This is a genomic window from Acinetobacter sp. YH12116 (assembly GCF_013418895.1).
In the GTDB taxonomy this organism is placed as follows: Bacteria; Pseudomonadota; Gammaproteobacteria; order Pseudomonadales; family Moraxellaceae; genus Acinetobacter; species Acinetobacter indicus.
Window position 1 is genome coordinate 65304 of sequence record NZ_VPBE01000001.1, and the last position, 17769, is coordinate 83072.

Below are 17769 nucleotides of genomic sequence, written 5' to 3' on the forward strand. Positions count from 1 at the left end.
CATCAGCACGACAACCAGACCAGATGGGTTTATCTTATTTTTATTTACTTAGGCTATTTATTTAACCCAGCAAAGGGCTGCTTTTTTAAGCATTGTACTTATTTAGGCTGCATCCGGATCGCACCATCCAGACGAATCACCTCACCATTCAAATAGCCATTTTCAAAAATCTGTCCTACCAACTGGGCAAATTCATGTGGCTTAGCCAGACGCGGTGGATATGGCACCATCTGTCCTAAGGCATCCTGCACATGCTGTGGAAAGGCTTTCAGCATTGGTGTTTCCATAATCCCCGGTGCAATGGTCATCACGCGGATCGATTCACGGGCCAGTTCACGCGCTAGCGGCAAAGTCATCGCCACAATTGCACCTTTGGACGCAGAATAGGCCGCCTGACCAATCTGTCCTTCATACGCCGCCACTGAAGCGGTATTGACAATTACACCGCGCTCTTCTTCACCAGCTTGCAGTTGATATTTGGCCATCAGCTGCGCAGCAAAACGAATCATGTTAAAGCTGCCACTGACATTAATGTCCAGCACTTTCTGGAACATGCTTAAGCTATGTAAGCCTTCTTTGCCCAGCACTTTGGCTGAAGGTGCGATGCCGGCACAGTTGACCAGACCATTTAACTGGCCATAGTGCTGCTCAATCTCGGCAAAGAATTGCTCTACCGCGGCTTCATCGGTCACATCCAGCGCCTTAAACTGGGCTTTTTCACCCAATTGCTGTGCCATTTGCGTACCCAGCTCCTGATTCATATCGACCAGAATGACATTGGCCCCCTGCTCCACCAGATACTGTGCAGTAGCAGCGCCCAAACCAGATGCACCACCGGTAACCACACATACTTTTCCTTGAATCTTCATTTTATTTTCCCAAATAGTTTTGTTATCAATGACACATACTCGACTTAAGATGCAGAGTAATCAGACTCCAGCTTGAGTACAATTTCCAAATACAGCATCCTGCATGATGCCTTTGAACAATAGCATTTTTAACATAATTTTAAATTGAATAGACACGCGATGACGCCATCCCATTTGCATTATAGTAAAGGCACCATTTCTATTGCACTGGTGCATGAAGCACTGCAAGCCGCCCAGCAGCAAGGGGTGGAAATTCACTCCATTCTGACCCGGGCCGGTATTCCGCTGGAGCTGATGCATTCGGCCAAAGCGCGGGTGTCGGTGCTGCAATATGGGCAGCTGTGGATTGCCCTGGCCGATGCCATGAATGATGAGTTTTTTGGTATGGACAGCCATCCGCTGCGCCGTGGCAGTTATCGTTTATTGTCCAAATGGGTCTACTCTGCCGATACCATTGAAACCGCACTGAAAGAGATTCTAAAGTTTTTCAACCTGATTCTGGATGATCTGCGCGGGGAACTGCAGCTCAACAAAGATGCTGCTGTGCTGACCCTTCATGATCGGGCGCAGCCCAAAGCCATGTTCAGTTATGCGACTTATTTAATGCTGGTGCATAGCCTGATCTGCTGGCTCAGTGGACAGCGCATTGCCATTCAAAAAATCGAACTAAAATGCCCGGCTCCAAGCGATGATGCAGATTATCGGGTGCGCTTTTGTGAAAACATTCGCTATGAACAACCCGACAACCGAATCTATTTTGATGCGCAGGCTTTGGGTCTAAAAATCAAGCAGGATGAGCGCAGCTGGAAACGCTTTTTACAGCAAACCCCGTATAACCTGCTGGTGCGTTTTAAAAATCCGCATGCGTTAAGCACGATGATTCGCAAACAACTGATGCAGCGTCCGCCAAGTGAATGGCTGGAACTGCATGAACTGACCCGACAACTGAATATGTCAGGCGCCACTTTTCAGCGCCGTTTAAAACAGGAAGGTACCAGCTATCAGCAACTGAAAAATGAAATCCGCCGCGATACCGCGATTGAACTGCTCTCGAAAACCGAGCTATCGCTACAAGATATTAGTGAACGGCTGAATTTTCATGATCCAAGTGCCTTTCACCGAGCCTTTAAAAAGTGGACTGGCTTAAATCCGGGGGCCTACCGGCAGAATCAAAGCTAGCCGTTATTTATGCTGATATTTTTAACTCAGAACTTTTAAATATAAGTTGCAATATGAAGCACTTGGCATTTCAAGTGCAGTATTTGAACCGGTCATTCATCGTAACAGCATTGCCAATCACACCAAAATAGATTAATTTTCACTCAATTTATCGCATAGATTCTATGCAATTTTGGCTGTAATCCCTCCTCCTCCTTGTTGTACTCCATCTTTAGAGGTTCCCATGCTTAAGATGATTGATGTGCTTGCACAAAATCTGGTTCAAAATTTTAATCACGCACTTTCTACTCCTTCAGAGCAACTTGATGAATTGCTGAATCAAGGCATTCTCAACACCTCTGAAGATCAGTTACGTAATGCGATGGCGGCATTTTTTGATCGTGAAGATGCGCTAGAAGCGGCACAAGCCTTAGATATTCCTCAGGAAGATCTGCACGCCTTACAAGCAGGCTTAGCACTTAAAGATGAAAACCTGAGCGAAACGGCAAAAATTGTAGCGCTGTGTCTGGCTTTAGAAACCGATAGCCTGGCTCAAGTGGAAGTATCTGACTGTCTGCAAGATTACCCAATGTAAATCTTGGACAGTTACCCAACGCTCTATTCAAGTGACGCTACGGTGTCACTTTTTTGCTTGGATTATACTGAATCATCCCAACGTATACGGCTTGCATTGCCTTGTCCGGCTATGGAACACTACGGCTGAGCATCCGGGCAGAAGCACTATGATTATTCGGGATAAAAGCAACAGTTTCGCATTACTTTTTGCATGGTCAGGCACCATCTTGCCCAAGGTCATGCCGGCCTTAATGATGGTGGTGTTCATTTCCACCGTGCTGGTCTATCTGTCCTCGCATCATTATGTACAGGCGCCGGCTGTGCCCGCAATTGGCTTTACCATTTTCGGGGTAATCCTGTCGATTTTCCTCAGTTTCAGAAATACCGCCAGTTATGAACGCTGGTGGGAAGGCCGCAAATTATGGGGTCAGCTGATTGCCACCTCACGCCATCTTGCCCGTGATTCCTATGTGTTGCCGCCCGCCGAACGTCAGGTGCTGATGTATCGGGTAATGCTGTTTAGCAATTTACTGAAAAACCGGCTGCGCACCCAGAATGAGCCGATTGATTTTTATCATAACAAGGTCAATTTAAGCCCAGCCGATTATCAGGCGCTGTTTGGGCATATCAATGCCGCCCAGTTTATTCTGGAACAGATTCAAAAAGATCTGGTCAAGGTCCTGCACAGCGGCGAACTGTCAGATATTGTCTATCATGGTCTAAACAAGCACATTATTGCCTTGGGGGATATTCAGGCTGGCTGTGACCGAATTCTGACCACGCCGTTACCGTTTTCGTATTCGGTACTGCTACACCGTACCGTGTACTGTTTCTGCTTTATTCTGCCTTTTAGTTTAGAGGCGAATTTAGGTATCTGGACCCCCATTCTGGTGGGATTAATTGCCTATCTGTTTTTGGGTTTGGATGCCTTAAGCGAACAACTGGAAGAGCCATTTGGCCTGCAAGATAATGACCTGCCACTGAGTGCCATGGTCCGGCTGATTGAACGGGAAATGCTTAGTGCCTTGGGTGAGGAGTTACCTCCGGCCATTCAGGCGATTAAAGGCAACCTGACTTAATCGCCGAGTTGGCCGATAGTCACCCGATCATTACCGCCATAATCCAGAATGGTGCGTACCGCAACAAAACCGGCATCGTTAAAGATATTTTGCACAGCTACTGCCTGATCATAACCATGCTCTACAGCAATCCAGCCTTGCGGTTTTAACCAGTGCTTGCCTTGCTGAATAATAATCTCAAGATCAGATAAGCCCTGCTTGGCCGCCACTAAGGCCCGTTCAGGTTCGGTGGCCAAATCTTTCATATGTACATCATCAGCCGCAATATACGGTGGATTCGACACAATCAGATCAAACCTCGGCTCGGCAGGAACGCCTAAAGCAGCAAACCAGGCGCCCAGCTTAAACTCTACCCGCTCCAAGTTATGCGTCTGCGCATTTTCTTTGGCAACCGCCAGAGTCGGCGGATAAATATCGGTTGCAGTCACCTGCCAATCCGGACGTTCCGATGCCAAGGCCAAGGCAATCGCACCGGTGCCAGTTCCCAGGTCGATAATCGCCGCTTGTGCCGGTAAATCCAGTTGCAAACAGCTTTCTACCAGTACTTCGGTATCTGGTCTTGGCACCAGGGTATCTGGTGTGACTTTTAAATCCAGTGTCCAGAATGGCTGTGAACCGGTGACATAGGCCAAGGGTTCACCTGCTTCAATCCGGGCAATACCCGCAAGATATTGCTGTTCCTGTTCTGGGCTTAGCTCACGATCGGCCTGATATTTCAGCGCCAAGGCAGATAAACCTAGAATATGCTCCAGTAGCCAGAGATTTTCCTGACGTTCGTAGCTGTCTGCTACGCCACGAATGGCCAGTGCATCGGCAATTTTCATTAGCCACCATTTTGCTGGGCAAGTAACGCCAGCTGATCGGCCTGATATTCACGGTGCAGGCTGTCCAGCAATTCGGTTAAATCACCTTCCATCACTGCATCTAACTTATATAAAGTTAAGTTAATACGATGATCGGTCATCCGCCCTTGCGGATAGTTATAGGTGCGAATACGCTCGGAACGGTCGCCGGAACCGACCAGGTCACGACGCATTTCCGAAGTGGCGGCATCTGCTGCGGCACGTTTGGCATTTTCCAGACGCGAGGCCAATAAGGCCATGGCTTTGGCTTTGTTCTTGTGCTGCGAACGCTCTTCCTGACATTCCACCACCGTGCCGGTTGGAATATGGGTAATACGCACCGCAGAGTCAGTTTTGTTGACGTGCTGACCACCGGCACCCGAAGCGCGGTAGGTATCAATACGTAAATCTGCCGGGTTAATATCCACCGTGGTATCGACATCAATTTCAGGCAAAATAGCCACGGTACAGGCGGACGTATGTACACGGCCTTGCGATTCAGTTGCCGGAACACGCTGGACACGATGTGCGCCACTTTCAAATTTCAGGCGGCCATAGACCCCGTCACCATTAACCAGACAAATCACTTCTTTATAGCCGCCGTGTTCGCCTTCGTTTTCTGACAGCACTTCAATACGCCAGCCTTGAGATTCGGCATATTTGCTGTACATGCGGAATAAATCGCCGGAGAAAATTGCTGCTTCATCACCACCGGTGCCGGCACGAATTTCCAGATAGGCCGAGTTGGCATCATTCGGATCTTTAGGAATCATCAGGATGTTTAAATCCGCTTCCAGCTGTTCAATCAGTGCCTTGTTTTCCTTGATCTCTTCCTGCGCCATCTCTTTAAAGTCAGGATCGGACAGCATTGCTTCAGCCGTTTCAATATCGGCTTCGGCCTGGGTATATTTGCCCCAGACTTCGGTAATTTCGCTCAGGTCATTGTGTTCGCGCGACAGCTGGCGAAAGCGTTTGTTATCGGAAATGACTTCAGCATCGGCCAAGAGTGCTGTTAATTCTTCGTGACGGTCAGAAAGTTGATCTAATCGTAAACGTAACGATTCTTTCATTGTGCAAATTATCTCAATATACAGGCTGTCGCCCTAATTCAATAAGGCCAGCGAAATCAAAAAATTGCCATAGTTTAACGATTCTGGCCAGCAAATAACATCTTTATTCGTAGCAGAAACTGCGTGGTTGATGGTCAAATCCGGCAAATACGCTACAGCGTGCAAGAGATGCATCCTGCCTCTTTCAATTTAAAGTCTGGGCTGCCGATAAAATCGACAGTTTTAATACAACTTATACAAAGCCGAAACCAAAGCACTGAATTATGAAGGTGCCTCTCCATATTTGCAGGGAATCCTTTTGTTACATTTACTGCCATCAAATGACATTAAAAAGTCCGCTCTTGGACATGGAGTGAATATGAAACTCAATGCTGTTTTATTAAGTGCAACGCTTGCTGCCACTTCTTTCATGACGGTGAATGCACATGCTGACAATGCGACCCGTGTAGCTGCAGCCAGTGCCTTAGGTAGTGTCGCAGGTACAGCCTTAGGTAAAAACATGGGCGGTACCACGGGTGCAACCATTGGTGCGGCTTTAGGTGGTGCAGGTGGCGCAGCTGTAGCCAGTAACAAACGCCATCGTACTGAATCTGCCATTGGCGGTGCCTTAGGTGGCGGTGCGGGTTATACCGTGGGTCAGAACATGGGCGGTACGAATGGTGGTTATATTGGTGCAGCACTTGGTTCAGCCGGTGGTGCAGCGCTGGGTAACAAAATTTCCAAAGATAAAGAATACGACCGTTACCAGGAACGTAAATGGAAGAAAAAACGTCGTCGTTAATTCTCCCCTTGTAAAAAAGCATCTTCAGGATGCTTTTTTTACGCCTGGGATTTCATTTTTTCAGTAGATGGATGAGGAGGCAATTATGAAGAGATTCGACAGAAAAATTACACAGCGTTGACCAAAATTAGCATTTTGACACCTGTGCCCTCCACGATCTTTTCTCAAAGTTTTTCTACATTAAAGTCAAGACAAATTGAATGTGCTCTTTGGAGTGTAACCATGAAGATCAACAAAATTTTATTGAGTACAGTACTGGCCAGCTCAGCACTTATGATGGGTACAGCACACGCCGATAACAACACCCGTGTCGCAGTAGGTTCGGCCTTGGGTGGTGTGGTCGGTGCAGCCATTGGCCAGCAAATGGGCGGCTCAACCGGTGCATTAATTGGTTCGGCCTTGGGTGGTGCCGGTGGTGCAGCGGTCTCTGCCGATAAACGTGACCGCAATGGTGCAGCCATTGGTGCCGCTTTAGGCAGTGCCGGTGGTTATAGTGTCGGTAAAAACATGGCCGGCAGCAATGGCGGTTATATTGGCGCAGCCTTAGGTGGTGGCGCCGGAGCAGTGTTAGGTACCAAAGTCAGCGAAGATCGCCGTTATGATGACCGTTATGACCGTCGCTACGACAGCCGTGGCTACCGTTACAACGATTACCGTTATAATGACCGTTACCGCGGTGATAATGGCTTGCATCTGGGTCATTACAAAAACGGGAAACGCCGTTAATTTCAAAGTTCAGAATCTGAACCTATCACAAGCACCTTCGGGTGCTTGTATTGTTTTACACGCTAAAACTTTATATCGAAAAAAAACGATATACAAATACCGGGACACAACGTATGCTGTGAGCCATATATATGTGAATAGAGAACGCCAATGCGCAGTTTAAAAGACACACAATTTTCCATTCTGGAACTGGCACCGGTTCGTGACGATAAAACCATTCAATTTTCCCTGCATCATGCGCTAGAGCTGGCGCAACGGGCAGAAAAACTGGGCTATGCCCGCTTCTGGCTGGCTGAACATCATAATATGGACGGAATTGCCAGCTCGGCCACAGCGGTGCTGCTCGGCTATATTCTGGCCAACACCCAGACTTTAAAAGTGGGTTCTGGCGGGATTATGTTGCCCAACCACGCCCCTTTAGTGGTGGCAGAACAGTTCGGTACACTGGCTACACTCTATCCGGACCGGATTGAGCTGGGTCTTGGTCGTGCGCCCGGCACCGATCAGACCACCATGCGTGCCTTGCGCCGTGGCCGTCAGGAAACTGAAGACCAGTTCCCGCAAGATGTGCTGGAAATTCTGCACTATTTCAAAGAACCTGAACCGCAGCAACGCATTGTAGCGACGCCGGGACAAGGCACCCATGTTCCGGTCTGGTTACTCGGTTCCAGCCTGTTTAGTGCCCAGCTGGCAGCCCGATTGGGTCTGCCCTACTCGTTTGCCTCACACTTTGCGCCGCGGATGCTCGGTCAGGCCATTCAGCTGTATCGGGATAACTTCCAGCCGTCTGAATATCTAGATCGGCCTTATGTATCGATGGGCGTGCCAACGGTCGTGGCGGCCACCGATGAAGAAGCGCAGTTTTTGGCTACCAGTGCCTATCAGCGGGTCTTAGGTTTAATGCGTGGTCAGAGCCTGAAATTAAAAGCGCCAGTCGCCAGCATGGACGGTTTATGGTCACCGGCTGAAAAAATGTCAGTCGATAACTTCTATGCCATGGGGCAAATTGGCTCACCGGCGACTGTTAAAGCCGGCTTAGAACAGTTATTGAGCCGTTATGAGGTCGATGAGTTTATCTTTACCTGTGATGTCTATGACACTGAAAAACGTCTGCAAAACTTTGACTACCTGATGCAGCTCAAATAAGTTTCATCGAGCTGTGATGGCGCCTGTAAACCATATGGATTTGCAGGCTTTTTTATTGTGATGGTGAATCTATTCTCGCCCCATCCTGCACCGATATTTTAGTCACCGTGACCGAAATGACTGGCCAGATAGTTAAAGCGCTTTACCTTCCAGCAAGAGCTGACTAAAAATAGAGTAAAACATCTAAATTGATAAAACCAAGAATGAAAGGATGCCCTCATGGTCGTTAAACAGCAGGATACCGGCAAAAGCGTATTTGAAAATTGTGCAGCAGACTTTCATGCCTTTCAGGGGCTTTGCATCAGTGCCAAAGACAGTAAACAGCATGACTTCAGTCAACGCAGCGTGGCGATTATTGGTGCCAATCAGGACAGTGTCTCGCAGCTGGACAAAATTGCCCAGGTCGCCAGTCAGGTCAAAGTCTTTCAGATTGAACCGCACTTTGTATTACCAGGTACCGAACGCGGTATCCATCGTTTAATCAGCCATCCGCTGGTATTTAAAAACCGCCGGCTGTTTAATAACCGGGTCAAGAATATTCTGGCCTTGCGCTTTTTAGATGCGCAAGTGGTAGATACCTGGCTAAAACGTCAGCTGACCCCGAATATTGCCGATACCCAGCACGCCTATTTTAAATCGGACAGTTATTATGCTGCGCTGCAACGCGACAACTGTCAGTTAATTACCTGGCCCATTGCCCGAATTGCAGAACACAGTATTTATACCATTGATGGCAGTGAATATAAGGTCGATGTAATTATTACCACCCACCGTAATCCAGAAAAGTAAATACAGGTACAAGTAAATTAAAAGAGCGGTAAATTAAGAGAAAAGTGTTATTAATTTTCAAGTCGATTAGAGCAGTGGATGAAATAGGATTTTAGACCGTTTTTTTAGTTTTTGAATTTGATTTCAGTCTAATATCCACTGGAATACTGCAGCCTGCAGTATTCCAGTGTTAACCACAATTACTTAACCAATACGACGTTTCAGACCGGTCATTTGCAGGACACGGGTCGAAATTTCTTCAATCGACATTTCAGACACATTCAGGTATTTAATCCCTTCAGAAATATAAATGCCTTCAATGGCGCGTAATTCCATCTGGCACTGGTTAAAGCTGGCATAACGGCTATTGGCCTTACGTTCGGTACGAATTGCCACCAGACGCTCGGCATCAATCATCAAACCAAATAATTTATGTTTATGTGGGCGCAACACGGCTGGCAAACGGTTATCATCCAGATCTTCTTCGGTCAGTGGATAGTTGGCCACACGTATACCAAACTGTAATGACAAATAAATCGAGGTTGGGGTTTTACCGGAACGGGATACGCCAATGAGAATCAGATCAGCTTTGTCATAGTGACGGGTACGCGCACCATCATCATTGTCCAAAGCAAAATGCACCGCATCAATACGTGCTTTATACGATTCTGAATCAGTTACAGCATGGGTCTGCCCCACCAGCGTGGTTGGCTGTGTGCCCAGCACATCGGCCAGTTTGCTGATCAGCCCCTCAAATACGTCCAGATTGACGGCATTGGCGGTGTTGATAATATCGCGCACATACGGATCGACCAAAGTATCAAATACCAGTGGCGGCTGACCATCTAATTCGGCACGTCGGTTAATTTCTGACACCACATCGGTGGCTGCTTCTTCCGAGCTAATATAGGGAATAATATGAATGTCAAAATCGACATTCGGAAACTGCGCTAAAAGGGAGTGTCCCAAGGTTTCGGCTGTAATTGCGGTTCCATCGGAAATAAAGAACACACTCCGCTTAATTTGTTTACCTTCGGACATTAAAATTCTCCTTAAACATTTGTCTTAGTGCTATATAATCTTTATAGTAAACTGATCTTACATGACTGTCGCTTAGTTAAATTAAAAAGCTAAGCATATTCAATATAATTTCATGACAAGATAGTGATTAATACTGCAAAAGTGGAGTAACAACTTTGGAAGCGCGCGTAATTGGTCTAGAAAAATTAGGGAAACACGACGTTGAGCTCGTAGGTGGGAAAAACTCATCTCTGGGCGAAATGATCAGCCATTTGTCTAATGCTGGCGTCTCTGTACCAGGTGGCTTTGCGACAACGGCTCAAGCTTATCGTGAATTTCTCGAGCAAAGTGGCCTAAACGCTAAAATTCAAGCCGAGCTTAAAACGTTAAATGTAGATGACGTCAATGCTCTTGCTGAGACAGGCGCAAAAATCCGTCAATGGATTGTCGACACTCCGCTTACGGCAGAACTTGAAAAAGAAATCCGCGATGCTTTCGCAGAACTTTCTAACGGCAACCCTGACATCGCGGTTGCCGTTCGTTCATCTGCTACCGCAGAAGATTTGCCAGATGCTTCTTTCGCGGGTCAACAGGAAACTTTCCTGAACATCCGTGGCATCGACAACGTCCTGATTGCCATTAAAGAAGTATTTGCCTCTTTGTACAACGACCGCGCAATTTCTTACCGTGTACACCAAAACTTTGACCATGATGTTGTTGCCCTGTCTGCTGGCGTACAACGCATGGTGCGCTCAGAAACAGGTGCCGCAGGTGTAATGTTCACCCTGGATACAGAATCTGGTTTCCGTGATGCAGTCTTTATTACGGCTTCTTACGGTCTGGGTGAAATGGTGGTACAAGGTGCGGTCAACCCGGACGAATTCTATATCTCTAAGCCACTGTTAAGAGCAGGTAAACACGCAGTTCTACGTCGTAACCTCGGTTCTAAACACCAGAAAATGATTTATGGTGAAGAAGGTGCGGCTGGTAAATCTGTGGTTGTGGTTGATGTTGAAAAAGCCGACCGTCAACAGTTCGCCTTAAACGATCACGAACTGCAAGAACTGGCAAAACAGGCGTTAATCATTGAAGAGCACTACGGTGCACCAATGGACATCGAATGGGCCAAAGATGGTGATGACGGTTTAATTTATATTGTTCAGGCGCGTCCGGAAACAGTGAAAAGTCGTCAAAACGTGGGCACCATGGAGCGTTACCTGCTGAAACAACGCGGCACGGTATTGTGTGAAGGCCGTTCAATTGGTCAGCGTATCGGGTCTGGTAAAGTTCGCATCGTAACCTCGATTAAAGAAATGGACAAAGTCCAAGACGGTGATGTACTGGTTTCTGACATGACCGACCCGGATTGGGAACCAGTGATGAAACGTGCCGCTGCCATTGTCACGAACCGTGGTGGTCGTACCTGTCACGCTGCGATTATTGCGCGTGAATTAGGTGTTCCTGCAATTGTGGGTTGTGGTAATGCCACTGAAGTCTTGACTGACGGTCAGGAAGTGACAGTATCTTGTGCTGAAGGTGATACCGGTTTCATTTACGAAGGTGCTTTAGATTTTGAAGTACAACGTAACTCAATCGAGTCGATGCCTGCGCTGCCGTTCAAGATCATGATGAACGTGGGTAACCCGGACCGTGCGTTTGACTTCGCGCAAATTCCAAACGAAGGCATTGGCCTGGCACGTCTTGAGTTCATCATTAACCGTATGATTGGTGTGCATCCAAAAGCACTACTGAATATTGACAGCTTGCCACGTGAAACACGTGCAGCCGTAATGGCACGTACTGCGGGTTATACTTCTCCAGTTGAATTCTATGTGGAAAAACTGGTGGAAGGTATTTCAACGCTGGCAGCCGCGTTTGCAGACAAGCCAGTCATCGTGCGTATGTCTGACTTCAAATCAAACGAATATGCCAACCTGATTGGCGGTAAGTTATACGAGCCGGAAGAAGAAAACCCGATGCTGGGCTTCCGTGGTGCAAGCCGTTATGTATCAGACAACTTCCGTGACTGCTTCGAGCTTGAATGTCGCGCACTGAAAAAAGTCCGTGATGAAATGGGCTTGACCAACGTACAAATCATGATTCCATTTGTACGTACTGTGGCTGAAGCGAAACGCGTGATGGAACTGCTGGCACAAAATGGCCTGAAACGTGGTGAAAATGGTCTGAAAGTGATCATGATGTGTGAATTACCAACCAACGCCCTGTTGGCTGAGCAATTCCTTGAACACTTCGATGGCTTCTCAATCGGTTCAAACGACTTGACCCAGTTAACCCTTGGTTTAGACCGTGACTCAGGTATTGTTTCTCATCTGTTTGATGAACGTGATGCAGCGGTAAAAGCCCTGCTGTCGATGGCGATTCATGCTTGCCGTAAAGCCGGTAAATATGTCGGCATCTGTGGTCAAGGTCCTTCTGACCACCCTGACCTGGCAAAATGGCTGATGGAACAAGGGATTGAATCTGTATCGCTGAACCCAGACTCAGTATTAGACACCTGGTTCTTCCTTGCTGAAGAAAAAGCTCAACAAGCTTAATAAAACATGTTAAAAAAGACCCATTCATTGGGTCTTTTTTATTTATAGATTTGAGATTTAAACTTTATGCAGATTTACTTGGCACGAAATAATCAACAAGCCGGTCCATATACCCTGGAGCAAGTAAACCAGATGCTTGCCAGCCAGCAAGTGTTACTGACAGATCTTGCATGGCATCAAGGGATGACAGAATGGAAAGCTTTAGGTGAGCTCACCCAAGGTAAACTTGTATATCAACCTGAAGGCTATGAGCCTGCGCCGGCCGCACCGGAAGCATCACCGTTTCAGCAGCCGCAGAATACTGCCAGCTATAACAATTCAAGCCTGAACCAGCCGCAAGCAAAAGCCGCTCAAACCGAACTGGCCTCTATCGGCACCCGTGCACTGGCGAAAATTATTGACCTGTTGCTGTGGTTACCGGCTGCCGCCATTCCATCTTTCTTTTTAACGCAGGACCAGTTTGGTCAACTGTCTGAACTGCAACAAAAAATGCAGTCAGCCACCAGCTCTGATCAGGCCGTGCAACTACAGTCGGAACTGTTTCGCCTGATTCCTGCCGATGCCTGGCAAATGATGGCTATTTACCTGCTGATTATGCTCGGGATTCAGGCATTTCTACTGGCCAAAAGTGGCCAGAGTATTGGTAAACGTTTAACCAAAATCAAGATTGTTGATGCTGAAGACCATAGCAAAGTAGGCCTGACCCGCGTGTTCGCCCTGCGTACCCTGGTTTTCATTATTTTGAATCTATTATTCATGCCGTTTATTACAATTGCCGATTATATCTTCGCTTTGGGTGAAAAACGTCAGACCTTGCATGACAAACTGGCCAAAACCAAAGTCGTAAAGCAAGAAAAATAAAAGATCAAAAAAAGGGATGAAATTTCATCCCTTTTTTATTCATTACATTGATATACAAATAAAAATATTTCGTAAAAAAGTTAATTCCGAGTGACAAAATCGGTTTTTATTACAGTCCTTTAAAGGCGCTTTTTGAGTAGCTTAGTTTGTCGATATCAGGCATAATGCCCTACAACGTAGCGGTGTATCATGATTGACAAGGATTTTTGCGTCAAAAAAAACTTATCAATCATGCGACACTATAATCGCTATCCCATAATTAAATTAGGGAATGGGACTCTTCACCGAGGTTGTAAAATGAGACAAACGATTTTAGCTGTATTGTCTTTATCTACGATGGCTGCACTCTTAACCGGGTGTGGCGGTGATATGGTACTTCTAAACTCGCAAGGTCCAGTTGCTGAAGGTCAATCGAACCTGATGATGACTGCGATCTACTTGATGCTATTAGTGGTGATTCCTTCAATCATCATGGCATTATGGTTTGGTTGGAAATATCGCGCATCAAATAAAGATGCAGACTATAAACCAACATGGGCACACTCTACTGCGATTGAAATCGTGGTTTGGGGTATCCCGGTTATTATTATTGGTATTCTAGCTTGGTTAACTTGGTGGGGTTCCCACAAGTATGACCCATACCGTCCAATCGAGTCAGATAAGGCTCCATTAACTGTTCAGGTTATTGCTGAACAATTCAAATGGATCTTCATCTACCCAGAACAGAACATTGCGACTGTTAACGAAATCCGCTTCCCAGAGCAAACGCCGGTAAGCCTTCGCTTAACATCCAACTTTACAATGAACTCGTTCTTTATCCCTGCATTGTCTGGTCAGATTTATGCAATGGCGGGTATGCAGACTCACCTGAACCTATTAGCGAACAGCACCGGTCAATACCGCGGCTTCTCGTCTAACTACTCAGGTTACGGTTTCTCTCAAATGCGCTTCCTTGCTCACTCTGTAACTGAAGCTGATTTTGATCAATGGGTAACTGCGGTTAAAGCCGGACAAGGCACAACGATCAATCCTGAAGCTGTTCAAAAAACAGTTCTAGATCAAGCTGAATTTGCATCTTTACGTGACGGTAACCGTTCACAGAAACAAATTGATGCAATGGTTCGTAACGCGAAAACAGAACTAGAGAAAAAACTTGCTGCAACTGCTGAAGCAGAAGGTCCTTATAAGACTCAGCCACATCCTGTGACTTATTACTCTTCTGTAGAGCAAGGCTTGTTTGAATCTGTGATCAATAAATACATGAGTAACTACCATGGTGCAGACCATTCAGCTCAAGCTGAAACTGCGCTTGAAGCGCCTGCTTCAGAAGCTCATGTAAACGTTGAACATGCGACTGCTTCTGTAGAGGAATAAGACATGTTTGGTAAGTTAGGACTAGATGCAATTCCGTACGATCCAATCGTACAGGCTACAGTTGTAATGATGATCCTGGGCGGTCTCGTTCTTGTTGCGGGTATTACCTACTTCAAGAAATGGGGTTACCTGTGGAATGAATGGTTCACATCTGTAGACCATAAAAAAATTGGTATCATGTATATCATCGTGTCTGTGGTCATGCTGCTGCGTGGTTTCGCCGATGCGATCATGATGCGTCTTCAGCAATTCCTTGCACGAGGTGGTGGCGAAGGTTATTTACACCCTGAGCACTACGACCAGATCTTCACCGCGCACGGTGTGATCATGATCTTCTTCGTGGCAATGGGTCTTGTAGTAGGCTTGATGAACATCTCTGTACCTTTACAGATTGGTGCTCGTGACGTTGCCTTCCCATTATTAAACTCTTTAAGCTTCTGGCTGTTCGCTGGTGCTGCGGGTCTAATCATGGTTTCACTTGCACTTGGTGAGTTCGCTGCAACAGGCTGGATGGCTTATCCTCCACTGTCAGGTATTGAATACTCTCCAGGCGTAGGTATGGACTACTACATCTGGGCATTACAGATCTCCGGTTTAGGTACGCTTCTAACGGGTGTTAACTTCTTCGTTACCATCATCAAGATGCGTGCGCCTGGCATGAAATTAATGGACATGCCGATCTTTACCTGGACATCTTTATGTACAGCGGTACTGATCATTGCTTCATTCCCAGTGTTAACTGCAACAATTGCAATGTTATCACTTGACCGTTACTTCGGTTTCCACTTCTTTACAAACGATATGGGTGGTAGCCCAATGTTGTATGTAAACCTGATCTGGACTTGGGGTCACCCTGAAGTTTATATCTTGGTATTACCAGCATTTGGTATTTACTCAGAAGTTGTTGCGACGTTCTCTCGTAAAACGTTGTTCGGCTACAAGTCAATGGTGTATGCAACTGTAGCAATTACTGTATTGTCTTTCGTTGTATGGGTTCACCACTTCTTTACCATGGGTGCAGGTGCCAACGTTAACGCGTTCTTCGGTATCATGACCATGATTATTGCGATCCCGACGGGTGTGAAAATCTTCTCTTGGTTATTCACCATGTACAAGGGCCGCATCACCTACACAACTCCAATGCTGTGGACACTTGGCTTCCTGGTGACTTTCGGTATCGGTGGTTTAACAGGTGTATTAATGGCAGTTCCACCAGCGGACTTCCTGGTACACAACTCTTTATTCCTGATCGCTCACTTCCATAACGTAATTATTGGTGGTGTAGTATTCGCGATGTTCGCAGGTATCATTTTCTACTGGCCAAAAATGTTTGGTTGGAGACTGAATGAAACTTGGGGTAAAGCTGCATTCTGGTTCTGGTTCTTAGGTTTCTACTTTGCGTTCATGCCGCTGTATATCCTTGGTTTCATGGGTATGACGCGTCGTCTGAACACATATGACAACCCAGATTGGGACCCATATGTCATGATCGCGATGGTGGGTTCGGTAATGATTGCCATTGGTATTGCATGCTTCTTGATGCAAATCATTGTTGGCTTCTTGCAACGTAACCAGCGTCTTGACCACACTGGCGACCCTTGGGATGGCCGTACCCTTGAATGGGCGACTTCATCTCCTGCTCCGTTCTATAACTTTGCGCATCTTCCAAAGATCAATGGCATTGATACTTTCTGGACTGACAAAGAGAATGGCGTAGCTTACGCGAAACCAGCGAAGTACGAAGACATCCACATGCCAACCAACCGTGCTGCGGGCTTTGTGATTGCTATGTTTATCACAGTAATGGGCTTTGCACTTATCTGGCACATCTGGTGGTTAGTAGTTGTAACGTTTATCGCGTCTATCATTTCGTTCATCGTGAGCTCGTTCACGAAGAAAGTGGACTACTATGTTCCTGCAGCAGAAGTAGAACGCATTGAAAACGAACGTTATGCCTTACTTGAAAAACACTTGAAGAAGGACTAAGACAATGGCTGAGGTACTTCATCACGACAACCACGGACACGATGAGCATCATCATCACGATGATACTGACATCACTGTCTTTGGTTTCTGGACTTACTTGATGAGTGACTTGATCATTTTCGGTACACTCTTCATTGCATTCGCTGTATTAAGCAGCCACGTTCCAGTTGGTACTCCAAGTGCAAAAGATCTTTTTGGCGAGTCTTTAGGTTTCGTTTTAACTGAAACCTTCGCCCTGCTGATCTCTTCAGTAACCTTTGGTTTTGCAGTTCTGGCTGCATACAAAAAAGATGTTGCTAAAGTTTTAACTTGGTTAGGCATCACATGGATCTTCGGTGCGATCTTTATTGGCATGGAACTATATGAGTTCAATCATTTAGTTCACGCTGGTCATGGCCCAAGCGTTAGTGCGTTCTTATCTGCGTTCTTTACTTTAGTTGGTACGCACGGTATTCACGTTACTTCTGGTCTGGTATGGATGATCGTGTTAATGATTCAAATCAAGAAATATGGTTTGACTCTACCTAACATGCGTCGTCTTGCTTGCCTAAGCTTGTTCTGGCACTTCCTTGACATCGTATGGATCTGTGTATTCAGCGTCGTTTACTTGATGGGAGTTCTATAATGGGTCACGATCACAACGCTGCTGGCGCATCACACGGTAACTTCAAGCAGTACTCTGTTGGCTTTATCCTGTCTGTTATTTTAACCGTTATTCCTTTTGGTATGGTTATGGCAGGTGGTTTTAGCCGCAGTCTGCTGGTCACAGTTATTGCGATTACTGCGGTTGCTCAGGTTCTTGTACAGTTAGTTTACTTCCTGCACATGAACTCGTCTTCAGAACAACGCTGGAACGTGATTGCGTTTATTTATACAATCCTCTGTATCGCTATTCTGTTAGTCGGTTCAGTATGGATTATGAACTACCTTCACTACAACATGATGATCTAAACTGGTT

The 17769-nt window shown here is 46.4% G+C and carries 17 protein-coding genes; 13 read left to right on the forward strand and 4 right to left on the reverse strand.

The features are described 5' to 3' along the window. Positions 1-98 precede the first annotated feature (98 nt). Complete coding sequence (locus tag FTU54_RS00275) at positions 99-869, reverse strand: 3-hydroxyacyl-CoA dehydrogenase (protein WP_005178702.1); 771 nt, start codon at positions 867-869, stop codon at positions 99-101. A 159-nt stretch (positions 870-1028) separates the two neighbouring features. Between FTU54_RS00275 and FTU54_RS00280 the strand changes: the two genes are divergently transcribed. The 3 genes from FTU54_RS00280 to FTU54_RS00290 all read left to right on the forward strand — a co-directional run bounded on the left by FTU54_RS00280 (position 1029) and on the right by FTU54_RS00290 (position 3682). Then, positions 1029-2048 carry an AraC family transcriptional regulator gene (locus FTU54_RS00280; protein WP_016659091.1) on the forward strand — a complete coding sequence of 340 codons (1020 nt, stop codon included), beginning with the start codon at positions 1029-1031 and terminating at the stop codon, positions 2046-2048. Positions 2049-2271: 223 nt separating this feature from the next. Beyond that, complete coding sequence (locus tag FTU54_RS00285) at positions 2272-2622, forward strand: hypothetical protein (RefSeq protein WP_005178707.1); 351 nt, start codon at positions 2272-2274, stop codon at positions 2620-2622. A gap of 148 nt (positions 2623-2770) precedes the next feature. After that, positions 2771-3682 (forward strand): bestrophin family protein, encoded by a 912-nt coding sequence (locus FTU54_RS00290; RefSeq protein WP_127801223.1) that lies wholly within the window; start codon positions 2771-2773, stop codon positions 3680-3682. Here FTU54_RS00290 and prmC read toward each other — a convergent pair. Together prmC and prfA are read right to left on the reverse strand one after the other, a co-directional pair. Beyond that, on the reverse strand, positions 3679-4506 hold the full coding sequence (gene prmC, locus FTU54_RS00295) for a peptide chain release factor N(5)-glutamine methyltransferase (protein ID WP_075166875.1): 828 nt from the start codon (positions 4504-4506) through the stop codon (positions 3679-3681). The two genes, FTU54_RS00290 and prmC, sit on opposite strands and share 4 nt — an antisense overlap. Continuing rightward, positions 4506-5594, reverse strand: a complete 1089-nt coding sequence (prfA, locus tag FTU54_RS00300) for a peptide chain release factor 1 (RefSeq protein WP_005178710.1) — start codon at positions 5592-5594, stop codon at positions 4506-4508. Before prfA ends, prmC begins: the two co-directional genes overlap by 1 nt. A 358-nt stretch (positions 5595-5952) precedes the next feature. On the opposite strand from prfA, the gene FTU54_RS00305 reads away from it, so the two are divergent. The 4 genes from FTU54_RS00305 to FTU54_RS00320 all read left to right on the forward strand — a co-directional run bounded on the left by FTU54_RS00305 (position 5953) and on the right by FTU54_RS00320 (position 9036). Next, a complete protein-coding gene (locus FTU54_RS00305) occupies positions 5953-6375 on the forward strand; it encodes a glycine zipper domain-containing protein (protein ID WP_127801222.1) in 423 nt (140 codons plus the stop codon). A 222-nt stretch (positions 6376-6597) separates the two neighbouring features. Continuing rightward, positions 6598-7101: a glycine zipper domain-containing protein gene (locus tag FTU54_RS00310; protein WP_045794933.1), complete on the forward strand. Its 504-nt coding sequence runs from the start codon at positions 6598-6600 to the stop codon at positions 7099-7101. Between the two features lie 150 nt (positions 7102-7251). Continuing rightward, positions 7252-8247 (forward strand): LLM class flavin-dependent oxidoreductase, encoded by a 996-nt coding sequence (locus FTU54_RS00315; protein ID WP_127801221.1) that lies wholly within the window; start codon positions 7252-7254, stop codon positions 8245-8247. A gap of 219 nt (positions 8248-8466) precedes the next feature. Next, entirely contained in the window at positions 8467-9036 is a 570-nt protein-coding gene (locus FTU54_RS00320; protein ID WP_180074233.1) for a flavoprotein, read from the forward strand. 183 nt (positions 9037-9219) lie between these two features. On the opposite strand, the gene FTU54_RS00325 is transcribed toward FTU54_RS00320, so the two are convergent. Then, positions 9220-10056, reverse strand: a complete 837-nt coding sequence (locus FTU54_RS00325) for a pyruvate, water dikinase regulatory protein (RefSeq protein ID WP_127801219.1) — start codon at positions 10054-10056, stop codon at positions 9220-9222. Between the two features lie 155 nt (positions 10057-10211). Between FTU54_RS00325 and ppsA the strand changes: the two genes are divergently transcribed. The 6 genes from ppsA (at position 10212) to FTU54_RS00355 (ending at position 17762) form a co-directional block, all read left to right on the forward strand. Next, complete coding sequence (ppsA, locus tag FTU54_RS00330) at positions 10212-12590, forward strand: phosphoenolpyruvate synthase (protein WP_005178721.1); 2379 nt, start codon at positions 10212-10214, stop codon at positions 12588-12590. Between the two features lie 66 nt (positions 12591-12656). Continuing rightward, entirely contained in the window at positions 12657-13451 is a 795-nt protein-coding gene (locus tag FTU54_RS00335) for an RDD family protein (protein ID WP_104488924.1), read from the forward strand. A gap of 297 nt (positions 13452-13748) precedes the next feature. Beyond that, the gene (gene cyoA, locus FTU54_RS00340) at positions 13749-14825 is read left to right on the forward strand and encodes a ubiquinol oxidase subunit II (protein WP_005178724.1); all 1077 of its coding nucleotides are present in this window, start codon (positions 13749-13751) and stop codon (positions 14823-14825) included. Positions 14826-14828: 3 nt separating this feature from the next. Next, on the forward strand, positions 14829-16811 hold the full coding sequence (gene cyoB / locus FTU54_RS00345) for a cytochrome o ubiquinol oxidase subunit I (RefSeq protein WP_180074235.1): 1983 nt from the start codon (positions 14829-14831) through the stop codon (positions 16809-16811). 4 nt (positions 16812-16815) lie between these two features. Beyond that, positions 16816-17436: a cytochrome o ubiquinol oxidase subunit III gene (gene cyoC, locus FTU54_RS00350; RefSeq protein ID WP_005178726.1), complete on the forward strand. Its 621-nt coding sequence runs from the start codon at positions 16816-16818 to the stop codon at positions 17434-17436. Further along, positions 17433-17762: a cytochrome o ubiquinol oxidase subunit IV gene (locus FTU54_RS00355; protein ID WP_171301768.1), complete on the forward strand. Its 330-nt coding sequence runs from the start codon at positions 17433-17435 to the stop codon at positions 17760-17762. Before cyoC ends, FTU54_RS00355 begins: the two co-directional genes overlap by 4 nt. The last annotated feature ends 7 nt before the right edge of the window (positions 17763-17769 follow it).

Bases quoted from the DNA above. Each gene is read 5' to 3' on its own strand.
- cyoB (WP_180074235.1), top strand. From the start codon at position 14,829: ATGTTTGGTAAGTTAGGACTAGATGCAATTCCGTACGATCCAATCGTA.
- FTU54_RS00325 (WP_127801219.1), bottom strand. From the start codon at position 10,056: ATGTCCGAAGGTAAACAAATTAAGCGGAGTGTGTTCTTTATTTCCGAT.
- FTU54_RS00305 (WP_127801222.1), top strand. From the start codon at position 5,953: ATGAAACTCAATGCTGTTTTATTAAGTGCAACGCTTGCTGCCACTTCT.
- cyoC (WP_005178726.1), top strand. From the start codon at position 16,816: ATGGCTGAGGTACTTCATCACGACAACCACGGACACGATGAGCATCAT.
- FTU54_RS00280 (WP_016659091.1), top strand. From the start codon at position 1,029: ATGACGCCATCCCATTTGCATTATAGTAAAGGCACCATTTCTATTGCA.
- prmC (WP_075166875.1), bottom strand. From the start codon at position 4,506: ATGAAAATTGCCGATGCACTGGCCATTCGTGGCGTAGCAGACAGCTAC.
- FTU54_RS00320 (WP_180074233.1), top strand. From the start codon at position 8,467: ATGGTCGTTAAACAGCAGGATACCGGCAAAAGCGTATTTGAAAATTGT.
- cyoA (WP_005178724.1), top strand. From the start codon at position 13,749: ATGAGACAAACGATTTTAGCTGTATTGTCTTTATCTACGATGGCTGCA.
- FTU54_RS00315 (WP_127801221.1), top strand. From the start codon at position 7,252: ATGCGCAGTTTAAAAGACACACAATTTTCCATTCTGGAACTGGCACCG.
- FTU54_RS00275 (WP_005178702.1), bottom strand. From the start codon at position 869: ATGAAGATTCAAGGAAAAGTATGTGTGGTTACCGGTGGTGCATCTGGT.
- FTU54_RS00335 (WP_104488924.1), top strand. From the start codon at position 12,657: ATGCAGATTTACTTGGCACGAAATAATCAACAAGCCGGTCCATATACC.
- prfA (WP_005178710.1), bottom strand. From the start codon at position 5,594: ATGAAAGAATCGTTACGTTTACGATTAGATCAACTTTCTGACCGTCAC.
- FTU54_RS00290 (WP_127801223.1), top strand. From the start codon at position 2,771: ATGATTATTCGGGATAAAAGCAACAGTTTCGCATTACTTTTTGCATGG.
- FTU54_RS00310 (WP_045794933.1), top strand. From the start codon at position 6,598: ATGAAGATCAACAAAATTTTATTGAGTACAGTACTGGCCAGCTCAGCA.
- FTU54_RS00285 (WP_005178707.1), top strand. From the start codon at position 2,272: ATGCTTAAGATGATTGATGTGCTTGCACAAAATCTGGTTCAAAATTTT.